General features: G+C 40.0%; 20 protein-coding genes. 12 read left to right on the top strand and 8 right to left on the bottom strand.

The features are described from left to right. Window positions 1-63: 63 nt before the first annotated feature. Complete coding sequence (locus FDK13_RS20905; RefSeq protein ID WP_137341964.1) at window positions 64-1,098, top strand: zinc dependent phospholipase C family protein; 1,035 nt, start codon at window positions 64-66, stop codon at window positions 1,096-1,098. 4 nt (window positions 1,099-1,102) lie between these two features. Here the strand turns inward: FDK13_RS20905 and FDK13_RS20900 are convergent, their stop codons facing one another. The 4 genes from FDK13_RS20900 to FDK13_RS20885 all read right to left on the bottom strand — a co-directional run bounded on the left by FDK13_RS20900 (window position 1,103) and on the right by FDK13_RS20885 (window position 5,474). Continuing rightward, window positions 1,103-2,017, bottom strand: a complete 915-nt coding sequence (locus tag FDK13_RS20900; protein WP_137341963.1) for a sugar phosphate isomerase/epimerase family protein — start codon at window positions 2,015-2,017, stop codon at window positions 1,103-1,105. Between the two features lie 65 nt (window positions 2,018-2,082). After that, window positions 2,083-2,928: a sugar phosphate isomerase/epimerase family protein gene (locus tag FDK13_RS20895; RefSeq protein WP_137341962.1), complete on the bottom strand. Its 846-nt coding sequence runs from the start codon at window positions 2,926-2,928 to the stop codon at window positions 2,083-2,085. A 106-nt stretch (window positions 2,929-3,034) separates the two neighbouring features. After that, the gene (locus tag FDK13_RS20890) at window positions 3,035-3,571 is read right to left on the bottom strand and encodes a DinB family protein (RefSeq protein WP_137341961.1); all 537 of its coding nucleotides are present in this window, start codon (window positions 3,569-3,571) and stop codon (window positions 3,035-3,037) included. Between the two features lie 76 nt (window positions 3,572-3,647). Beyond that, window positions 3,648-5,474 (bottom strand): DEAD/DEAH box helicase, encoded by a 1,827-nt coding sequence (locus tag FDK13_RS20885; protein ID WP_137341960.1) that lies wholly within the window; start codon window positions 5,472-5,474, stop codon window positions 3,648-3,650. 600 nt (window positions 5,475-6,074) lie between these two features. On the opposite strand from FDK13_RS20885, the gene FDK13_RS20880 reads away from it, so the two are divergent. Beyond that, a complete protein-coding gene (locus FDK13_RS20880) occupies window positions 6,075-6,620 on the top strand; it encodes an outer membrane beta-barrel protein (RefSeq protein ID WP_137341959.1) in 546 nt (181 codons plus the stop codon). A gap of 54 nt (window positions 6,621-6,674) precedes the next feature. On the opposite strand, the gene ald is transcribed toward FDK13_RS20880, so the two are convergent. Then, window positions 6,675-7,787, bottom strand: a complete 1,113-nt coding sequence (gene ald / locus FDK13_RS20875) for an alanine dehydrogenase (protein ID WP_137341958.1) — start codon at window positions 7,785-7,787, stop codon at window positions 6,675-6,677. Window positions 7,788-7,972: 185 nt separating this feature from the next. Between ald and FDK13_RS20870 the strand changes: the two genes are divergently transcribed. From FDK13_RS20870 to lepB (FDK13_RS20835), 8 genes are all read left to right on the top strand, one after another. Further along, a complete protein-coding gene (locus tag FDK13_RS20870; protein WP_137341957.1) occupies window positions 7,973-8,434 on the top strand; it encodes an Lrp/AsnC family transcriptional regulator in 462 nt (153 codons plus the stop codon). 86 nt (window positions 8,435-8,520) lie between these two features. Continuing rightward, window positions 8,521-9,543 carry an SPASM domain-containing protein gene (locus FDK13_RS20865; RefSeq protein ID WP_137341956.1) on the top strand — a complete coding sequence of 341 codons (1,023 nt, stop codon included), beginning with the start codon at window positions 8,521-8,523 and terminating at the stop codon, window positions 9,541-9,543. Window positions 9,544-9,705: 162 nt separating this feature from the next. Further along, entirely contained in the window at window positions 9,706-10,503 is a 798-nt protein-coding gene (locus FDK13_RS20860; protein ID WP_137341955.1) for a ParA family protein, read from the top strand. Between the two features lie 33 nt (window positions 10,504-10,536). Further along, the gene (locus tag FDK13_RS20855) at window positions 10,537-11,463 is read left to right on the top strand and encodes a ParB/RepB/Spo0J family partition protein (protein WP_137341954.1); all 927 of its coding nucleotides are present in this window, start codon (window positions 10,537-10,539) and stop codon (window positions 11,461-11,463) included. Then, entirely contained in the window at window positions 11,460-12,188 is a 729-nt protein-coding gene (locus FDK13_RS20850; protein WP_137341953.1) for a DUF5683 domain-containing protein, read from the top strand. Before FDK13_RS20855 ends, FDK13_RS20850 begins: the two co-directional genes overlap by 4 nt. 34 nt (window positions 12,189-12,222) lie before the next feature. Then, window positions 12,223-12,936, top strand: a complete 714-nt coding sequence (gene dapB, locus FDK13_RS20845; RefSeq protein ID WP_137341952.1) for a 4-hydroxy-tetrahydrodipicolinate reductase — start codon at window positions 12,223-12,225, stop codon at window positions 12,934-12,936. Between the two features lie 35 nt (window positions 12,937-12,971). Beyond that, complete coding sequence (gene lepB / locus FDK13_RS20840) at window positions 12,972-14,099, top strand: signal peptidase I (protein WP_137341951.1); 1,128 nt, start codon at window positions 12,972-12,974, stop codon at window positions 14,097-14,099. 165 nt (window positions 14,100-14,264) lie between these two features. Then, on the top strand, window positions 14,265-15,449 hold the full coding sequence (gene lepB, locus FDK13_RS20835) for a signal peptidase I (protein WP_137341950.1): 1,185 nt from the start codon (window positions 14,265-14,267) through the stop codon (window positions 15,447-15,449). Between the two features lie 50 nt (window positions 15,450-15,499). On the opposite strand, the gene FDK13_RS20830 is transcribed toward lepB (FDK13_RS20835), so the two are convergent. After that, the gene (locus tag FDK13_RS20830) at window positions 15,500-17,323 is read right to left on the bottom strand and encodes an alpha-amylase family glycosyl hydrolase (protein WP_137341949.1); all 1,824 of its coding nucleotides are present in this window, start codon (window positions 17,321-17,323) and stop codon (window positions 15,500-15,502) included. Window positions 17,324-17,469: 146 nt separating this feature from the next. Here FDK13_RS20830 and dprA point away from each other — a divergent pair, with 146 nt between their 5' ends. Both dprA and FDK13_RS20820 read left to right on the top strand, forming a co-directional pair. Next, window positions 17,470-18,609, top strand: coding sequence for a DNA-processing protein DprA (dprA, locus tag FDK13_RS20825; protein WP_137341948.1), 1,140 nt, complete (start codon window positions 17,470-17,472; stop codon window positions 18,607-18,609). Next, on the top strand, window positions 18,610-19,242 hold the full coding sequence (locus tag FDK13_RS20820; protein ID WP_229216143.1) for an AlbA family DNA-binding domain-containing protein: 633 nt from the start codon (window positions 18,610-18,612) through the stop codon (window positions 19,240-19,242). A 73-nt stretch (window positions 19,243-19,315) separates the two neighbouring features. Here the strand turns inward: FDK13_RS20820 and FDK13_RS20815 are convergent, their stop codons facing one another. After that, a complete protein-coding gene (locus tag FDK13_RS20815; protein ID WP_137341947.1) occupies window positions 19,316-19,747 on the bottom strand; it encodes an FKBP-type peptidyl-prolyl cis-trans isomerase in 432 nt (143 codons plus the stop codon). Window positions 19,748-19,811: 64 nt separating this feature from the next. Further along, complete coding sequence (proS, locus tag FDK13_RS20810; protein WP_137341946.1) at window positions 19,812-21,287, bottom strand: proline--tRNA ligase; 1,476 nt, start codon at window positions 21,285-21,287, stop codon at window positions 19,812-19,814. Window positions 21,288-21,403: the final 116 nt, after the last annotated feature.

Genomic DNA, 21,403 nt, shown 5'->3' with positions numbered 1-21,403 from the left:
CTTTTTTTGCAAAACCAAGTATAAATAGGATTTAGAGCTTGTTTTCTGATTCCCAAATTATCTATGGAAACCGATCGTCATTTTGGTAAGATATTTTTAAAAAAAAATCACTTTTTTTTAAAAAAAGAGCTGATTTTCTTTCTGTTGGCGTTTTTTTTAGGACAACAGAAAGGTTTTTCTTCAACCTGGGGATTTTGGGCACACAAACGAATTAACAGATTAGCAGTTTATAGATTACCTGTTGATATGCAGTATTTCTACAAAAAGCATATTGATTACCTGACGGAAAATGCAGTAAATCCCGATCGCCGCAGATATGCAGTGGTCGGCGAAGCAGAAAGGCATTTCATTGACCTGGATGTTTACGGTGATAGTGCATTACAAAAACTACCGCATTATTGGCCAGCGGCAGTAAAAAAAATAGGAGAGGATAGTTTAAGAAAACATGGTATCGTACCCTGGTATGTTCAAACAGCTGCATTTCAGTTAACCGAAGCTTTCAAAGACAGAGATCCTAAACGGATACTCAGGATCTCTGCTGATCTTGGCCATTATGTTGCAGATTCTAATGTTCCCTTGCATACGACGAGAAATTACAACGGGCAACTTACCAAACAGGAAGGTATTCACGGATTATGGGAATCAAGGTTACCTGAGCTTTATGCGAAGGATTACGACTTATGGCTGGGAGAAGCGAAATACATAGAAAACCTGACGGATCAGATCTGGTTTTCAGTAAATCGGGCACATTTAGCCAGTGATTCGGTTTTTCTGTTTGAAAAGGAACTTACCGAATCTTTCGAAACGGATAAGAAATTTAGTTATGAGTTGCGGAACAATCTTTTGGTAAGAACTTATTCCGAGGAATTCTCAAAACAATATCATTTGAAATTGAAAGGACAAGTGGAAATGCAAATGAAAAATTCAATTGAGATGGTGAGTGATCTGTGGTTTACCTGTTGGATAAATGCAGGACAACCGGATTTAAAAGAAATCTCGAACTTTTCTTTTGACGATAAGGATAAAAAAACAGAAGCCGCCGAACAGCAAAGCTGGTGGCGGCGACTTCTGAATATCAGATCAGAAAGTGATCAGTAAAGTATTATGATTTGAAAACCAGTTTTTTCATATACTCTGCATCATTGCCGATACTTGTCAGTACTGGTCCCGGATATTCTTCTTGTTCTACAATGAATTGGGTTACTCCACTGTCCGAAGCTACTTTTAGAAGACTTGCAAAGTCGATTTCTCCTTTACCCAAGTCCGTTGAGTGGTTTTCCGGATTGCTGACAAGGTCTTTGATATGGCAAAGTTCGTAACGGCCTGCATATTTTTTCAAATGTGCGGCGGCATCTGCCTTTGCAGCAACGATCCACATCAGGTCCAGCTCAAAGTGAACGAGCGATTTATCTGTTCCATCCAGAAGAATTTCCTGCGGAATTTTTCCATCCAGTTCTTTGAACGAGTAGTCATGGTTATGATATCCAAATTTGATACCCACCTTATTACAGATTTCTCCTCGCTTATTGAATTCTTCTGCTCGTTTTTTCCATTCATCCAGCGTTTTTTGCGGACCAATGTAAGGCTGTAAAATATAAGACAAACCGGCTTCCTTAGCTTCTGTGGCGATTTTTTCAAGATCTTTGGTTGTATCGGCATGTGTACTCACGGTAACAATGCCCAACTCATCCATGTAAGCTTTATATTCTTTTGGCGTCATCCCCCATAAGAAACCTTTATCGCCGGCATAACTTTCAATTTTTTTGTATCCAAAACCTGCGATTTGTTTTAATACCCCTTTTGGATCTGCACCAATAATGTCGCGTACGCTATATAATTGTAATCCAAAATCGGGAATTGACGGAGCTCCTGCACCTTCTGTGGCTGCAACACCCGTAGAGTCAGTACTTTCAGAAGATTTTTCTTTTGATCCTCCGCAAGACGCAAGTGTCAAAACCAATGAGCCAGCGGCTGCGGCTCCTGCTGATTTTAAAAATAACCGGCGGTTATAAGTCATAAATGCTGTTGTTAATATGAAAAGGTAATAATTTATTCAATTTTTAAACTGGCTTTTGGGCCGTTTTATTTCACTTTTTGAAAAGTAGCCCTGAAATATTTAACGCTTTCAGCAACCTCCGGGCCATTATTTTCCCAATGATATTCATATTCAACCGAGATAGGGCCTTTAAATTTCTGACGTTTTAGTTCCGCGATAACGCCATCTACCTTGCTGTCACCTTTTCCCCAAACTACGTCATGATATTTTCCGTCTGGCGTATCTTTTACCACATCTTTAAAGTGTAACCCGAGAACGTGACCGTTTAATTTTTTCAAACAAGCGACCGGATCCAAACCGGACCGTACCCAGTGGCCAATATCTGAACAAGAACCGATGAATTTACTTTTTGCCGCATATTTAAGCACAGAATCCGGAGACCAGTAATGTGACGGTTTCGGGTGATTGTGAAGTGCTACGTTAATTTTATACTTATCTGCAAGTGGGGCAATGTAAGCGAATTGCTCAGGTTTCGGCTCGGTATCAATATTCAGAATTCCCATATCTTTTGCGAATTCGAAAAGCGTTTTCCATTCTTCCTCATCCTTGGCATTTACAACACCAAAAGCGGTCAGTGTAATGCCGTATTTTTTCAGAAGCGCTTTTACTTCCTGGCGCTTTGCAGCGTCCATTTTAAAATCCATATTACCTTCCACGCCGCCTCCCAGTTTTTGGCCTGGAAATGCTTCAACATATTTTAAACCGCAGCTATCAATTTTTTTCAGCGCTTCTGCAAAAGTAAAAAGGCGGAATGTATAGGATTGGGAGCCAAGTTTCCATCCGGATTTGTCTTCCGGCGCATTTTGTGCCGAAGCTGATAAAGCGCAGGAGGCGAGTAAACAGAAAAGCAAAGTAGATTTTAAGAATTGCATATCAATTTAAATTAGTTCGGAAATAAACACTTAAAAAAGATAAAGTGCAATGTGAACTACTCGATAATACAAATAATGAATTCGAAAATGTTTGGCGGCGAACGTTTTAACTTTTGATATTTTTAAAAGTATCTGATTCGAGAAATTTGATAGTGACTAATAATTGTCCCAAATGCCGCATCGTATGCTCAGCAGCATGGAATATTAAACCCAAATGTGTAGATGGAATTTGCGCACGGCCAACTGTTCTAACTTCCAAAAGTGTTAAAGAGTCAGTCCGTTCAATTTGAAAGATTGAAATCGTAAACTGGCGGTTCAGATTTTGTAATAAATCATTAAAACTACAACCGGGAAAGGGTGATTTACTTTCTTGTTTTAAATATTCCAGTTGTTCATTAGAAAGAGATTCGCCTCGTGCATAGGTAAGAAGCCTGTCAAGCACACCTGCAAGATGTTGCATATGAAAACCAACAGAAGCTAATCCGGCAGGTTTAACCCATAATAAATCAGAAGGGAAATTTTGGCCGAGTTTATTAATTTCTTCCTGCGCCTGCAAAAGTGCATGAGCTGCGGGCTGCAAAAGGGAAGGTATGTTGGGAAGCGGCCCACAGAGCCAGACTTCCGGTTTTTCATTATTTTCCATTTGGAAAAGTAACAAAAAAAGGGACTCTTTTACAAGTCCCTTTTCAATTCATATATGGTGTCAGAAGTCCGACTGATTATTTTGCAATATCAATCTGTACCGCTTTTCCTTTGATTGTGTTACCATCCATGGCACGTAATACTGTGCGTGCATCACGTTCCGGAACATCAACAAAAGTGAATTTGTCATAAATATCAATAGCTCCTATGGTTTTACCGGGAATGTTTGCTTCTCCGGCAATTGCTCCAACGATATCACGAGGCATGATATGATCTTTACGTCCAAGACTTAGGAACAAACGAGTCATGCCAGGTTCTGGTGCTGCTGTACGTTTTGCTTCACCATCACGTTCACGTGGTGCACGTGATTCGCTGCTGCTGCGTTCTCTTGGAAAACGGTCACCACCGCTGCTTGGTCCGCGACGATCCCCTTCACGGCTTCCGCCATCACGAGAACCTCTGTCAAAACGTCCGCCAGTTGATCCGCCAGATGAACGACGTTCGAAACGGTCACTTCCGCCTTCACGACGACCTTCTCCGCCACGTCTTTCTTCCCATGCCAAATTGCTGTCTGAATATTCGTTTTTCTGAACACCCATAATTTGTTTAGCAAGAGCTGCCACGATTTGTTCAGTAGAGAAACCGCTGTGACGCAACATTTCTAATACATCTTCATAAAGATCTGTATCGCCTTCCTGAATTGAAGCAGAAATACTTTCTACAAAACGAGCTTTACGAACACCAACGATATCTTCGTAAGAAGGAATAACGCCTTTTTCGATTTTTACTTTTGTATAGTTTTCAATGGTTTTGATACGGAATTTTTCATCACGTGCAACCAATGAGAAAGCTTTTCCGGACATACCGGCACGACCTGTACGGCCGATACGGTGTACGTAATACTCTTCGTCCAAAGGAATGTCGAAGTTAATTACCCCATCAAGTCCGCTTACGTCGATACCACGTGCAGCTACGTCAGTCGCAACAAGGATGGTAGTAACACCTGCCTTGAATTTGCTCATTACATTGCTACGTTGTTGCTGGCGCAAGTCACCATGGATACCTTCTGATGCGTAACCGCGAAGTTGTAATTCTTCAACGATTTCGTCCACTTTGCGTTTTGTGTTACAAAATACAAGAAGTGATTTCAAATGGTACATATCAATCAGACGAGTCATTACTTCAACTTTCGCCTGAGGTTTTACTTCAAAACAAACCTGTTCGATGTTGACGTTAGTAAGTTCGTTACGAACTACTTTAATCAAAATCGGATCGTTAAGGAAGCGTTTTGTGATCGACATAATTGGCTTAGACATTGTAGCCGAGAAAAGGATCGTCTGGCGATCTTCTGGCATGTCAGCCAAAATGCTTTCAATATCTTCACGGAAACCCATGTCAAGCATTTCATCCGCTTCGTCAAGAACCATCATACGCACTTCGTCAAATTTCAAAGTACGACGCTGCATGTGATCCATTACACGGCCAGGAGTTCCTACAACAATATGAACACCTTTTTTCAATGAACGTATCTGGCGATCAATAGAATCACCACCGTATATAGCTTCAATTTTAATTCCACGTTGAAATTTAGCAAGTCTTCCGATTTCTTCAGAAACCTGTACAGCTAATTCTCTTGTAGGGCAAAGTATAAGTGCCTGAACAGCATTGCTAGATGTGTCAATACGTTCAAGTACAGGTATTCCAAATGCAGCAGTTTTTCCGGTTCCCGTTTGAGCCTGACCAATTACGTCAGATCCTTGCATAACAGCAGGGATACCTTGCGCTTGTATTGGTGAGGGTTTGGTGAACCCCATTTCAGTTAAGGCTTTAAGGATGTTTTCTGAGAGTCCTAAATCAGCGAAGGTCTCAAAATCTTCAATTGTCTCAATTGTTTCAGTAGTCATCTATCTTGTTATTGTTAAATTCTTTAAAAATGATTTTTAAGAATTAGAAGTCAGTAGGTTGCCAGCAATATCAATCCAATATCCTTCATGACGAATATCAAATACAATATTGAAAACCTGCACAATTTGAAATCATGTCTGATTGTTAAAGTAAACCGCGAAAAACCGGTTTGGTACAACAACGCTGATGACTGTCAGTAATTTAAATTTAAGGGATTGCGCTAAGCCCACCACAAGACATCCGTGGGGCTCTGCATGACGAAACGGGTAAAAACCAACCAGGCGTTTTAAAGGTTGGTGGCGCTAAAATAAATCGCCGAACCGTGTATGAAGCAGAGAAGCGAACGGATGTTCGTTCTAATTTTTTACAAAAGTACAAAAAATATTTGAACAATCAATAAGTAGGGGAAAAATAATTGTAATATTTTCAGAAATAAAATTTAACCTGTTTAACAAAGAAATTAAAATAGTATCCCTGATAGCCTCAGAAGGCTTTCTTCGCGAATTTTTCAGATAGTTACTTTTTTGTATTTAGCCCGTATAAAGGAACAAATCACCAAAGTTGGTGACTTGAAATTTCACAACTATATACATTGCATCATGAAAAAAGTTTTTTTTAGCATGATGTTCGCATTGGCGGGCATCGCTGCACAGGCTCAAAGTAATTCTATTTTAGTTTATGGAGGGCTGGGAATTAACAGTTCAAAGTCCTCAGCGGATGTAAAAACAAACAGTTTTTCTTTCACACCGGCCGTGGGGTATCAGTGGAACGATCACTGGACAGGTGGGGTGAATCTAAAAACAACGTCTGCTAAAACGGGTTCACCCGAAATCAAAACGACATCATTCGGTGCAGGTCCGTTCATTCGTTATGCTTATCCTTTGTCCGACATTTTTGCAGTTTACGGACAGTTGAATACAAACTTCCTGTCTGGCAAAACAGCTGGCGTTAAGATGAACGGTTTTGAATCAACTATTTTTCCGGCTATCGGTGTTAATCTTAAAAACGGTTTTGCGTTGAATTTCAACTTTGGAAGCCTTGGCTTTTCTTCAAGCAAGGTTAAGGGTGAAAATAAAAGCAGCAGTTTCGGTCTGAACTTTGGCAGTGGCGCAGGATTCGGTATTTCTAAAAATTTCGGATTATAAAAAGAAAAGCCGGATCGAAATTTTCGATCCGGCTTTCTGGATTCAAATGTTATATTAAAGTACTTCGCTCACTTCTGTATATGGTAGGTTCCAAGCGTCCGAAACACCTTTGAAAACGATTTTTCCGTTTACTACGTTAAGTCCTTTTTTCAATTCTTCGTTACTTGCACAAGCTTCTTTCCAGCCTTTATTAGCTAATAACAAGGCATAAGGCAGCGTAGCGTTTGTAAGCGCTAGTGTGGAAGTATAGGGAACCGCACCTGGCATGTTGGCTACACAATAATGCACAACGCCATCTACTTCATAAATAGGATCTTCGTGCGTGGTAGCGTGAGAAGTTTCGAAACAACCTCCCTGGTCAATCGCCACGTCAACCATTACTGTACCCGGTTTCATTAACTTCAACATATCACGTGTGATCAATGAAGGAGCTTTTGCACCAGGAATTAATACACCACCGATAATAAGGATAGAGCTTTTTACAAGATCGCGAATATTATATTCGTTTGACATTACAGTATCAACATTCGCAGGCATAATGTCTTCAAGGTAACGAAGACGTGCAAGGCTGATATCTACAATCGTTACATTAGCACCTAAACCTGCCGCCATTTTCGCAGCCTGGGTTCCTACAATTCCACCACCCAGAACCAAAACATTTGCGGGTTTAACACCGGCAACACCGCCAAGCAGAATTCCGAATCCGCCCATTGGTTTTTCAAGATATTTCGCACCTTCCTGAACAGCCATGCGTCCCGCCACTTCGCTCATTGGAATGAGTAGAGGCAAGCTTCTGTCTGTTCTTTCTACCGTTTCGTAGGCTAAACAAACCGCTTTGCGTTCGATCATCGCGTTTGTAAGCGGCTCGGAGGATGCAAAGTGGAAATAGGTAAATAATAACTGATCTTCTTTGATCAAAGCATATTCACTTTCAATAGGCTCTTTTACTTTAATGATCATTTCAGCAATGGCGTATACTTCTTCAATTGTTGAAAGAATAGTTGCGCCAGCTTCGGTATATTGTTCGTCTGAAAATCCACTTCCCTTTCCCGCTTCTGTCTGCACGTAAATGGTATGTCCATGTTTGCGGAATTCAGTAATTCCGGCAGGCGTAACAGCCACGCGGTTTTCGTTATTTTTAATTTCTTTCGGAACGCCGATAATCATAGTAATAAGAGTTTGATTTGAAAAACGGTTGTTTTATAAATACAATTGTAAAAATACCAGATCAGGGAAAAACTTTCTTTTGTTTAATCGAAATTCAGAAAAAAAAACTGTTTAAGGATTTCAGGGAAGAAATTAATTCTTTCATTTGTACAGAAATATTCATTTTCGACAAAAAAATACTTTTCATGCAACTTGATCTGACGGATAAACGAATACTGGAACTGCTTCAGGAGAATTCTCAATTCACCATGAAAGAAATTGCAAGCAGAATAAATCTGTCTGTAACGCCCGTACATGATCGTATCAGAAAGCTTGAACGTGAAGGGTTTATCGATAAATATGTTTGTTTGTTAAACCGGAGAAAGCTTGGGAAATCTCTGGTTGTTTATTGTAATATTACCCTTGACAAACAGAAACGGGAAAGTTTTGAAGATTTCAACAAGGCCATTGTAGATATGTCCGAAGTTTTGGAATGTTCGGTAGTCTCTGGTAACTTCGATTATATGCTAAAAGTGGTTGTTGAAGATGGTGAAGCTTACAATCAGTTTTACCAGCATAAACTTTCTGCCCTAAAAAGTGTGTTGCACATCAGCAGCTATTTTGTAATTTCGGAAATAAAGTACTCAACAGGTATTTCAGTTCGTTAAGAAAAGCAGATACGGAGCCGGGAAAATACTTTTTACTATTATTAAGCCGCAAATTTTTTGAAGTTCGACGGCCAAAAATCAACAAAATGAACAAAAATTTTAAAGATGGTTTAAACCTGATGTCTAAGGTAACGCCGAGACGTGCGTGGAATGCCATTCAGATATTAAGCAGTTATTTTTATTCCAAAACAACAGGCCAGCCCGTTCACTGGGGTATGCCGATTGCTATCTCATTTGAACCCACAACTTCCTGCAATCTACGCTGTCCGGAATGTCCGAGCGGATTGCGTTCTTTCACCCGGCCAACGGGTATGATGGAAGAAAAACTTTACAAGAAAACCATCGACGAATTAGCCGATACCTTGTTATACCTGATATTTTATTTTCAGGGAGAACCTTATCTTCATCCTAAATTTTTTGAGCTGGTTCAGTATGCGCATGACAAAGGAATTTATACAGCGACTTCCACCAATGCGCATTATTTAAATGATGAAAAAGCGCGTAAAACCGTTGAGTCTGGTTTGGATCGTTTGATTATTTCTATTGACGGAACAACTCAGGAAACTTATGAGCAGTATAGAATTGGCGGTAATCTTGAAAAAGTGTTAGAAGGAACCCGCAATATTATCAAATGGAAAAAGGAGCTTAAATCAAGCACGCCACATGTTATTTTCCAGTTTTTGGTAGTTAAGCCTAACGAACATCAGATTGAAGATGTAAAAAGATTGGCAGAAGAAATGGGTGTGGATGAGGTTGGTTTGAAAACTGCACAGATTTATGATTACGAAGAAGGAAATGATCTTATTCCTACAATCGATAAATATTCCCGTTATGAAAAACAGGAAGGCGGCCGTTTCTCTATCAAAAATAAATTTGTAGACCATTGCTGGAAAATGTGGCATTCCTGTGTGATTACCTGGGATGGGGGCGTTGTTCCCTGTTGTTTTGATAAGGATGCCGAATACCAACTGGGCGATATGAAGAAGACAAGCTTCCGGCAGCTTTGGCGTGGTAAAAAATATAATGACTTCCGCGCTTCATTAATCCGGTCACGTTCCGAGATTGAAATGTGTAAAAATTGTACTGAGGGAACACAGGTTTGGGCGTGAAACATTGGGTTTTATGACCTTTATTCCAAATTTTAACAAATATTAATATTGGTTAATTTATTGATATTGAGGATGTAAATACTTTTTATTCAAACTCCGTGGAACATTTTTTGGTGGTTTGCTCTGAATAATTGAAATTTGGCATTGGTAATTCAAAAATTCATGGGCAAAGTAATTGCAATTGCAAACCAAAAAGGCGGAGTAGGTAAGACTACCACCGCAATTAATCTTGCTGCAAGTTTGGCAGCGTTAGAGTTTCGTACACTTATTATTGATGCAGATCCGCAGGCAAATTCCACATCCGGACTTGGATTTAATCCGCAGGAAATGGAAAACAGTATCTACGAGTGCATGGTCGAAGATGTGAGAACGGGCGAGGTGATTCTGGAAACAGATTTCCCTAATCTTAATCTTTTGCCGTCGCATATTGACCTGGTGGGAGCAGAGATTGAAATGATAAATCTTAAAAACCGTGAGCATCGTATGAAAGATGCGATTGCGGAAGTTAAGGATGATTATGATTTCATTATTATTGACTGTTCACCTTCACTGGGTCTAATAACGATCAATAGTTTAACAGCGGCAGATTCTGTGATTGTGCCGGTTCAGTGCGAATATTTCGCATTGGAAGGTCTGGGCAAACTTCTTAATACGATCACGATCATCCAGTCCCGGCTGAATACGAACCTAGCGATAGAAGGTATTTTATTAACAATGTATGACCTGCGTTTACGTTTGTCAAATCAGGTTGTTAATGAAGTTACCAGTCACTTCGAATCACTGGTTTTTAATACGATCATCCCCCGAAACATACGTTTAAGTGAATCGCCAAGTTATGGTATTCCCGTTTTGGCTCAGGATGCAGACAGTAAAGGTGCTATCAGTTATTTAAATCTGGCAAGAGAAATTCTTACCAAAAACGGACTGCTTTCAACAGATACACATCAGGGAGTAAATTGATTCATTGTATTTTAGGGGAGATCATAGCGCAGAATGGAAACTAGCAATAAAAATAAAAAAATGACAGGTCTCGGCCGTGGTTTGGGAGCGTTGCTTCAGGACTCGGATAAGGGTAATAATTCGCGTCCTAGTTCGCGGCCTTCATCCGTTGATGCGGTCGGCTCGATGAATGAAATTGATCTGGATCAGATTGAGGCCAATCCTTATCAGCCGAGGACCAAATTTGACCAGGAAGCACTTCAGGAACTTGCGGATTCTATTCGTGTTCAGGGAATTATCCAGCCTATTACGGTTCGGCAGCTGGGTCAGGATCAGTACCAGTTGATCTCGGGAGAAAGACGTCTTCAGGCCTCTCGGTCTCTTGGGATGGTACGTATTCCTGCTTATGTGCGTACGGCTAATGACCAGCAAATGCTGGAAATGGCACTTATAGAAAATATCCAGCGCGAAAATCTTAACTCGATAGAAATTGCACTGAGTTATCAGCGCCTGATTTTGGAATGTAATCTGAAACAGGAAGAGCTGGGCGTACGTGTTGGTAAAAACAGAACGACTGTGAATAATTATATTCGTCTTCTGAAATTACCTCCCGTTATTCAGGCTGCTTTGCGCGATAATCGTATCAGTATGGGGCATGCACGGGCGATAATTACTATCAACAGTGATCAGATACAGTTAAAGATTTTCAATAAAATTATTGAAGAAGGCTGGTCCGTTCGTAAAGTGGAAGAAGAAGTACGCAAGCTTGGTATGATGAGCAGTATGTCTTTTGAAACGAAAAAACCGGTAACACTCAACCAGGAAATAAAATCACTGCAATTCCAATTGTCTTCATTTTTTGGTGCAAAGGTTTCTGTGAAAAGCAGCGATGATCATAAGGGGGAAATCAAGATCCCTTTTGAATCGCAGGATGAATTAAAGAAGATTTTGGAAACATTAAAATTCGATAATAAGGCTTGAAAAAGTGGTTTTGGATTGGGATGTTTATTCTTATCGCAGGTAAGGTAAGTGCCCAGAAGACAGGAAAGGTTGAGGAGAAGGAAAGGAAGAAACCTGAAAAAACTGTTGTTTTTGACAGCACCGCTTTTATCCAGGGAGATTCCGTAAAACCACAGATTGCGGTTGAGAAAAAGAAATTTATTCCAAATCCGGGAAGGGCTACAAAACTTGCAGCTTTAATACCGGGGTCGGGGCAGATTTATAACCGGGATTATTGGAAAGTTCCGTTGGTTTACGCAGCTTTTGCCGGGGGGACCTGGACGGCACTTTACTGGAATGTACGTTACCATGATTTTTTGAAAGGGTATAAAACGTTTTACGATCTGGATCCTTCAAGCACTAATTATGGCAAGATAAAAACAGGTTTGACAGCGGATTCACGGTTACCAATATTCTATCGCGGAGGTGTTTTGAATGGAAAGCAAGTTGATTCGTTGAGGTTAACGATTGACCAGGTAAAACGTGAGAAAAATACCTATCGACGATATAAAGAAACGGCCATAGTGTTTACCGTCGCTTTATACGCTTTGTCAATTATAGAAGCAAATGTGGCAGCACATTTGAAAACTTTTGACTTGTCGGAGGATATCAGCATGAAAGTTTCTCCGAAAATTCAACAGCCTAATATGACATTGCCTACGCCAGGCGTGAGTTTGGTTTTTAACTTGCACAGGCGGAAACAATAAGAGTTAAGTATAGATTGAAATTTAAGTTTTTACAATGAAAATATTGTTGCTGGGTTACGGGAAAATGGGGAAAACAATCGAGAAGATTGCCCTGGAAAGAGGACATAGTATTGTTGGAAAAATAGATCTCAGCAATCGCAGCGAAATGAACCAGCTTGAAAAAGCGGATGTAGATGTTGCCATTGAATTTAGTTCTCCGGAAGCTGCTTATGATAACATTACGTATTGCCTGAAAAAAGGTTGGCCAATTGTTTGCGGCACAACGGGCTGGCTTGAACATCGTTCAGAAATTGAATCATTATGCCAGTCGGAAAAAGGTGCGTTTTTCTACGCATCAAATTATAGCATTGGTGTTAATTTGTTTTTCCGTCTTAACCGTCAGTTGGCTCATTTGATGAACGGCCACGGCTACAAGGCTTCCATGACGGAAATTCACCATATTCATAAACTTGATGCACCAAGCGGAACTGCAATTACGCTTGCTGAAGGCGTGATTGCTGAGGATAGCAGTATTAAAGGGTGGACATTAGCGCCGGAACAAGAGGGTGGTTTGATTCAGATCAGAGCAGAAAGAGAAGGGGAAGTGCCCGGCACCCATATTATCCGTTATGAATCCGAGGTAGATAAAATTGAAATTGCGCATACGGCTCATAGCAGGGCGGGTTTCGCATTAGGCGCCGTAATTTCTGCGGAATGGCTGCCAGGCAAACAAGGTGTTTTTGGAATGGACGATCTTTTGAAAATTTAGACTGATATTACTGTAACTCTCAATTAGAATAAAACATGGCTTTTAATCAGGGAAAAACCCCTAGTTCTTCAAAGAAAAAATCTGCTGTACGTGAATGGTTTGACTCTGTTCTTTTTGCGGTAATTGCTGCGACCTTGATCCGTTGGTTGTTTTTTGAAGCTTTTACGATTCCAACTCCATCCATGGAGAATAGTCTTTTGGTTGGTGATTTTTTGTTCGTGAGTAAATTACATTACGGAACACGTACTCCAAAAACGCCGATACAGGTTCCATTAACACACCAGACAATCTGGGGAACCAATATTCCTTCGTATACAGACGCAGTTCAATTACCTTCATTTCGCCTGCCAGGTTTTAGTGATGTGAAACGCGGTGACGTGGTGGTATTTAATTACCCACCTGAATTGCAGCATCCGGTTGATCTTAAAACCAATTATATCAAAAGATGTATGGGCCTTCCCGGAGATAAACTGGAAGTTCGTGATCTTCAGGTTTTTGCTAATGGAAAAGCTGTTGAAAATCCGCCACGGATGGAAAATGAATATTTCGTAGCAACTTCTACGAGCGTAAACGAAGCGAAGGTTTTTAAGGATAATGGTATTTCTGAATTCAATTCTTATGTTGAAACATTTAATGATACTATTTCAACAAATGATCAGCCGGGTTATCTGGTTTATACAACCGTTGAATTGGCTGCAAAATTGAAACAATACGATTTCGTTAAAGGAGTAACTGTGGTTAAGGCTTCCAAAGAGATCAGTGAACCGATGTTGTATCCGAATTCGCCTTTGTTCAAATGGAACCGTGATAACTACGGGCCCATCACAATTCCAGCCAAAGGAATGACTGTACAATTAACGCCTGAAAATGTGGCTTTGTACGGTACTGTGATAAAAAGCTATGAAGGTAATGATAAGGTTGAGATCGATAATAATACGGTTAAAGTGGATGGTAAAGTAATTACGAGCTACACTTTTGGGCAGGATTATTATTTCATGATGGGAGACAACCGCCACAACTCAGCGGATTCACGTTATTGGGGTTTTGTGCCAAAAGATCATATCGTTGGGAAAGCGGTATTTGTCTGGATGTCTATCGATCCGGCACCGACAAGCTTTTTTGGTAAAATCCGCTGGAGCAGATTGTTCCGCATTATCAATTAAAAGAAAAAGAAAAAAAATTTGAAAGGGAGAAGATATGCAGTCATGTATATTTTCTCCCTTTTTAGTTAGGCAGATTAATTTTTTATTATATATAGTAAAATTATATATATCTGTTTGTTTGTTATGAATTAAAAATGCAATATTGCAGAGCAAAAATTTATAGCCATGATCAGTACAGTTCAAAAGGATACTTTAAATTCTCCCAAAATACCAAAGAAAAAATCAGCCATCCGTGAGTGGTTTGATTCCGTTTTATTCGCTGTGATCGCGGCAACACTTATCCGCTGGTTTTTCTTCGAAGCATTTGTGATTCCGTCTTCGTCAATGGAACATACGCTTCTTGTTGGTGATTATCTTTTTGTGAGCAAATTACACTATGGTACCCGCACGCCGGTTACACCTTTGCAAATGCCGTTAACGCATCAAAAAATATGGGGAACCGAAATTCCCTCTTACCTTGATTGGATTTCATTGCCTCAGTTCAGATTGCCCGGTTTTTCGGAGGTAAAAAAAGGAGATGTCGTAGTGTTTAATTTACCGGTAGAACATCCTGATCTATATAAAAACTACGATGCAGTTTTGCCAAATTTGAAACCATATCCGATCGATTTAAGGACCAATTATATCAAAAGATGCGTTGCCGGAGCTGGTGACAGATTTGAAATTAGAAATGCCCAGGTATATGTAAATGGCCTAAAAAGCGAAAACCCGCCTGAAATGCAGAATGAGTATTTTATGGCTGTCACTACGGCTATTAATGAAACGAATATTTTCAAAAAGAATGGTATCACAGAATTTTCGTCTTATACAGAAACACACGACGATACGCTGACAAATAATGATGAATCCGGCTATATAGTGAAAACAACAGCAGGAACTGCTTTAAAATTAAAAGGATACGACTTTGTAAAACACATTGATATGATGGTTTTAGCAAAAGGGATTCGTGAATCAAATGTGTATCCGAATTCAGATTTACTTGATTGGAATAAAGATAATTACGGGCCTATTATTATTCCTAAAAAAGGACTGACAGTTAAGTTAACACCAGAAAATAGTGCTTTTTATGCTGAAGTAATCCGGAATTATGAGGGCAATCACAACGTCGTTTTTAAAGACGGAAAGATATTTCAACAAGAGAAAGAGCTTGATGGCTATACTTTCAAACAGGATTATTATTTTATGATGGGTGATAACCGTCATAACTCAGCGGATTCAAGATATTGGGGACTAGTTCCCAAAGACCATATTGTCGGAAAAGCGGTATTTGTATGGATGTCTATTGATCCTGATCCTGAGAGTTTTATAAGCAAAATTCGTTGGAAGAGGTTATTCAGTATAATCAGATAAAAAAAGGCTTCCTTTTGGGAAGCCTTTTTGCTTGTATACGCATTCAAAAATCAATCTTCCTGTGAATAAATCAGGGCTGTGTAAGGTGGAATTTGTAATGAAACAAACTGATGCAGACCATCGAACTCACCTTTCATAGTATCAATATCAAAAACGCCAAGATTTGAAAAATCAGAATCGTAATCTCCCTTATCGCTGTTAAAACGAAGTTTCCACGAACCTTCTCTTGGAAAACCAACTTTATAATCGTCGAAAGTTTCAGTTGAAAAATTAAGAACAACGATTACGCTATCTTTTGGTCCTCCATCTTTGTAACGGTGCATCACAATTACTTTCTTGTCGTTATCAGCACGGATGATCTGAACATCCTGGCCTTGTAAACCTTCTGTTACACCAAACCAATTCCTGCGCAAATGAATCAAATCTCTGTGTAAATTAGCAAATCCCGTGAATTTTTCAAGTCTCGACCAGTCGATCGGATCGCTGTCTGAAAACCATTTATCCTCCAAAAGTGGTTGGCCCTGGAAAATCATTGGAATTCCGGGTGAGGTCATAACCAGTGCAACGCCGAGTGCAGCACGTTTTTTTGAATACCAGTTATTTACATCGCCATCCGCAATTTCTTCCGCAACTCTGGCCTGGCCATTCGAAACTTCATCATGAGATTCTGTATAAATGATTCGCTGGAAAGAATCCGTGTTATACCTGCTTGTAATGGCGTCAACAACACTTGGCATATCTCTGTTCTGGTCATTGGCAGTAATGACTGCATCACGAACAGAATGTACAAATTCAGCATCCCATTGAGAACCATAACCCATCCCGCCGTTTTCCACAGAGTTTGTTACAAAATCAAGTGAATGCATGTCCTCTGCAATCGTTATTCTGTTCGGAAATTGTTCCTTGATATCTTTGTTAATCCATTGCATCAGAGAAATCCCGTCTTTCAGGTCATTTCCCGGATTTCCATCTGCTTTAACATTTCTTATGTAAACAACCATATCCATCCTTAGACCATCGATGCGGTAGTCTCTCAACCACATTAAGGCATTATCGTGAATATATTGTCTCACCTCACCGCGGCCAAAATCAGGACGTGTGCCGCCCCATGGCGTTTCGGCCTTCCAGTCGTTGTAAAAATAAATCCCGCCGCCGCCGTTTTCAGACCAGCCGTCAAATTGCCATAAATCAAGGTCTGATGGACCAAAGTGATTGTAAACCACATCGAGTATCACCGCAATACCATGCTCATGAGCAGCTTTCACAAAAGCTTTCAGCCCTTCTGGCCCGCCGTAATCTGATTCAATTGCAAAAGGATTGGAAGGATTATATCCCCAGGAGCGATCTCCCGGAAATTCAGAACTTGGCATAAGTTCAATAGCATTAATGCCGAGTTCTTGAAGATAATCCAGCTTTTCTATGGCAGTATAAAAATTGCCTACGTGATTTTCTTCTTTCACATTGAAAGTTCCAATGTGAAGTTCATAGATAACAACCTCGTTCCAACTCGGCATTTGATAATTTGAATCTTGCCAGTCAAAAGTTGAATGGTCATATACGACGCTATTTCCAGCAGAGTTTGTAACTTTTAAGGCGTAAGGATCATTTCGCATCAAAACTCCGTTTTTCGTTTTTATTGAAAATTTATACTCATCACCTTGTTTTGAATTTTCTATTAACAAGCTCCAATTTCCATTCTCTTCGGATTGCATCGGGCTGGCCTTGTCGTTCCAATTATTAAACGTTCCAACAACCGAAACGTTTTCGGCATTAGGAGCCCAAACGCGATAATGCACTCCTTCCGGGTGAGAGGTAGCGCCCATACCTTCAAAATTTTGTAAAGTTGCGGTGTCATCAGTATTTATATTTTCCATAAAGGAGTTGGGGTTAAAATTTATACTTTTTTTGTTGAAATACAATTTTTATGCCAAGACCATACGTAACGAAGATATTAAGCCATAAAAGAACAATGTGAAGCATATTTTTTTAATTTGCATACTCATAACACACTATAAACTTTATGTCAGAAAACCCCGAAAGTGAAAAACTTTGTACGCTTGCTTTGGTTAACACGCCTGGAATCGGCTCAGTAACCATTCGCCAACTTATAAGTTATTGTGGAAGTGCAGAAAAAGTTTTCAGCTCCGACTACAAAAAACTCATTAAAATACCCGGGATTGGAGAGAAAGCAGCCCGTTCTATTCTCAAAAAAGACGGCCTGGCAGAAGCTGAAAAGGAGTGGCAAAACTGTATAAAAAGCGGTGCACGGCTTCATTTTTTCTCAGACAGCACATACCCCAATCGCCTGAAATCGCTTTATGACGCGCCAGTTGTACTTTATTCCAAAGGAAATTTTGATTATAACAGTTACCGGACTGTTGGTATTGTCGGAACAAGACAAGTGACGGAATATGGAAAAAGTGTTACCGAAAATATTATCAAAGATCTCATTCCGTATAATCCACTTGTTATCAGCGGTCTTGCTTATGGAGTGGATATTACGGCACACAGGGCCTGTCTTAAAAATGATCTGGCGACGGTCGGTGTGATGGCGAGCGGATTGAATGTGATTTATCCGGCTGTACATCAAAAAACAGCGGCAGAAATGTTGGAAAAGGGGGGATTGGTCACAGAAAATGCACTGGCTACTAAACCTGATTTTATGCGCTTTCCAGCAAGAAATCGTATCATTGCCGGATTAAGTGATGTTACTATTGTTGTGGAATCGGCAAAAAAAGGCGGCAGTTTGATTACCGTAGATTTCGCTCAAAATTATCACCGGGAAGTTTTTGCGGTGCCGGGAAATATTTTTAATCCACAGTCAGAAGGTTGTAATCAGTTGGTCAGAGATAATAAAGCCTGCATATTTATTTCCGTTCAGGACATGGCGGATTCGATTGGATGGAATTTGGAGAACAAAGAGAGGATTTTAGATGTTCAAGATAAAGAAGTCCCGAATGAATCAACATTTATCTTTGATGGATTCACGCAGGATGAAGGTCAGATTTTATCTCTTTTGAAACGACAGGGAAATATGCAGCTGGATGAATTGTCGTGGCAAAGTGGTTTACATTTGAATAAATTGGCCACCTTGTTATTGAATCTTGAATTTCAGGGAATGGTGAAATCGTTGCCTGGTAAAAAATACGGTTTAATTTAAATGATGATTAAAAGCACAATACAAATAATCAAACAGGGTGAGGGATTGACAGTAGAGTTCAAACGGACTATCGACAATCCATATAAAATTGCTAAAACGCTGGCATCTTTTGCAAATACTTCGGGTGGGGTTTTGTTGATTGGTGTGGGTGATAATAGAGAAGTCCTTGGAATAACCTCAGAACTGGGTGAACTCGAAAAACTCGAAAGAGCTTGTACCGAATTGGTAGACAAAGCCTTATCAATCCGGTTTAAATCTGAAAAACTCGATAACAGGATTTTGCTGCGTGTGGAAATTGATGAAAGTCAGGAAAGACCGCATTATGCAATCAATGAAAAAGGTCAGCGGATGATTTATATTCGTGTCAAAGACAAAAGCGTACCAACGTTGAGATTGTTTATAGAAGGGCAAAGTGATTTTGACACTAAAACGCTGCTTGAATCCAGGCATGTAAGATCGCTAATCCAGTATTTGAAAGAATATGATTCGGTTACCGCAAAAGTGTTTTCCCGAATAATTAATATCTCTGAAAAGAGAGCGGAACGTTTGCTGAATGATCTGGCCGATAAGCAAGTTTTATTAAAGTTGCAAAAAGGAAAACCTGAAATGTTTAGTCTTAAATGGGTTGAATAATTTTATTGTTCAACATTAAAAAACCGGCTTAGATCATCATGATTTAAGCCGGTTTTTTTTATAAAAATTTACTTTATTCGATACCTACAAGTTCCAATTCAAAAATCAGATCCTGACCAGCCAATGGATGGTTGGCATCAAGAATTACAAATTCTTCTGTAACTTCTTTCACGATAACCGGAATCACCTGGCCGTTTCCGTCCTGATGCATATTCAAAGTTATTCCTACTTCCAAAGGAATGTCAGACGGTATCTGGTTGCGTTCAAAGTTGACGATCATGTCTTCGTTGATTGGGCCATAGGCCTCTTCATTTGGAATATGTACCGTTTTTTTATCTCCAACTGCCATGCCGGTAACACCGTCATCAAAGCCTTTGATTACTTGTCCGCTTCCCAGTTGAAAAGACAACGGCTCACGTCCTGCCGAGGAATCAAACAGTTGGCCATCCGGAAGAGTGCCTGTGTAGTGTACCTGGACAGTATCACCTGCTTGTGCTTGTTTCATTTTGTTAGAATCTATTGGTAAAAAAATAAGTTTAACATGCTGGTCATTAAATGATGACCTTGTATTAATATGCTCTTGCAAATACAACTCTTCTGCTTGAAGGTTTGCCTGAATAAATACAAATTCCTGCTTCTTCCACAGAATCCAAAGGAACACAACGAATCGTTGCTTTAGTTTCCTCTTTAATTTTTTCTTCCGTTTCAGAAGTTCCATCCCAATGCGCCAGAATGAAGCCGCCTTTGGTATCAAGTACTTTATTAAACGCTTCAAAAGTATCAACCTTCACCGTGTTTTCTTCACGGAAAGCCAGAGCCTTATTATAGATTGATACCTGAATGTTGTCTAATAACGTGCCAATGAAATCAGCGATTCCATCAAGAGAAACAGTCTCTTTCGTTTTAGTATCACGACGTGCTACTTCAACCGTATTGTTTTCTAAATCACGGGCACCCATTGCCAAACGTACCGGAACACCTTTCAACTCATATTCAGCAAATTTATAGCCGGGTTTATAAGCATCGTTGTTATCAAACTTAACGCTTATTCCTTTTTTACGAAGATCTTTTGTGATCGCCGCAACTTTTTCGGAGATCAATGTCAATTGTTCTTCATTTTTATAAATCGGAACAATTACAACCTGAATAGGGGCAAGCTTAGGAGGTAATACCAACCCGGCGTCGTCCGAATGTGCCATGATAAGCGCACCCATCAAACGCGTACTTACGCCCCATGAAGTTCCCCAGACGTATTCCAGTTTGCCTTCTTTATCCTGAAATTTAACGTCAAAAGCCGTAGCGAAGTTCTGTCCAAGAAAATGAGAAGTTCCAGCCTGCAAAGCTTTCCCGTCCTGCATTAAGGCTTCAATACAATAAGTATCCACCGCGCCGGCAAATCGTTCATTCGCCGTTTTAACACCTTTTACAACCGGCAATGCCATCCATTCCTCAGCAAACTGAGCGTAAATTTCAAGCATTTGTTTTGTTTCTGCTACTGCTTCTGTTGAGGTGGAATGCGCCGTGTGGCCTTCCTGCCATAGAAATTCAGTAGTTCTTAAAAATAACCGGGTACGCATTTCCCAACGCACCACATTTGCCCATTGATTGATCAGCAAAGGAAGGTCTCGATACGACTGGATCCAGTTTTTATAGGTACTCCAAATGACGGTTTCGGAGGTTGGACGAACGATAAGTTCTTCTTCCAGTTTGGCATCCGGGTCCACAATCACACCATTGCCATTGGGGTCTGCTTTTAATCTATAATGCGTCACAACCGCACACTCTTTTGCGAAACCTTCAACGTGGGAAGCTTCCTTGCTCAGATATGATTTTGGGATAAATAAGGGGAAATAAGCATTCTGATGGCCTGTTTCTTTAAACATGTCATCCAATGCACGCTGCATTTTCTCCCAGATAGAATAGCCGTAAGGTTTGATTACCATACAGCCTCTGACAGCGGAAGTTTCAGCCAAATCGGCTCTTTTTACTAGTTCATTGTACCATTCGGAGTAATTTTCACTGCGGGTTGGTAAGGCTTTACTCATTCTACGAAAATATTATGTAATGGAAAGGAGTATGACGGTTTGTCACTTCGCTTTTTAATGAAGTTGCAAAGATAGTTTTTTATGTTAACTTTGGAATTAATGTCATACTAATGATG

Source organism: Dyadobacter frigoris (assembly GCF_005280585.1).
Taxonomy (GTDB): Bacteria; Bacteroidota; Bacteroidia; order Cytophagales; family Spirosomataceae; genus Dyadobacter; species Dyadobacter frigoris.
The sequence above is the reverse complement of the archived record's forward strand: the minus strand, read 5'-3'. Positions and strand labels throughout refer to the sequence as shown.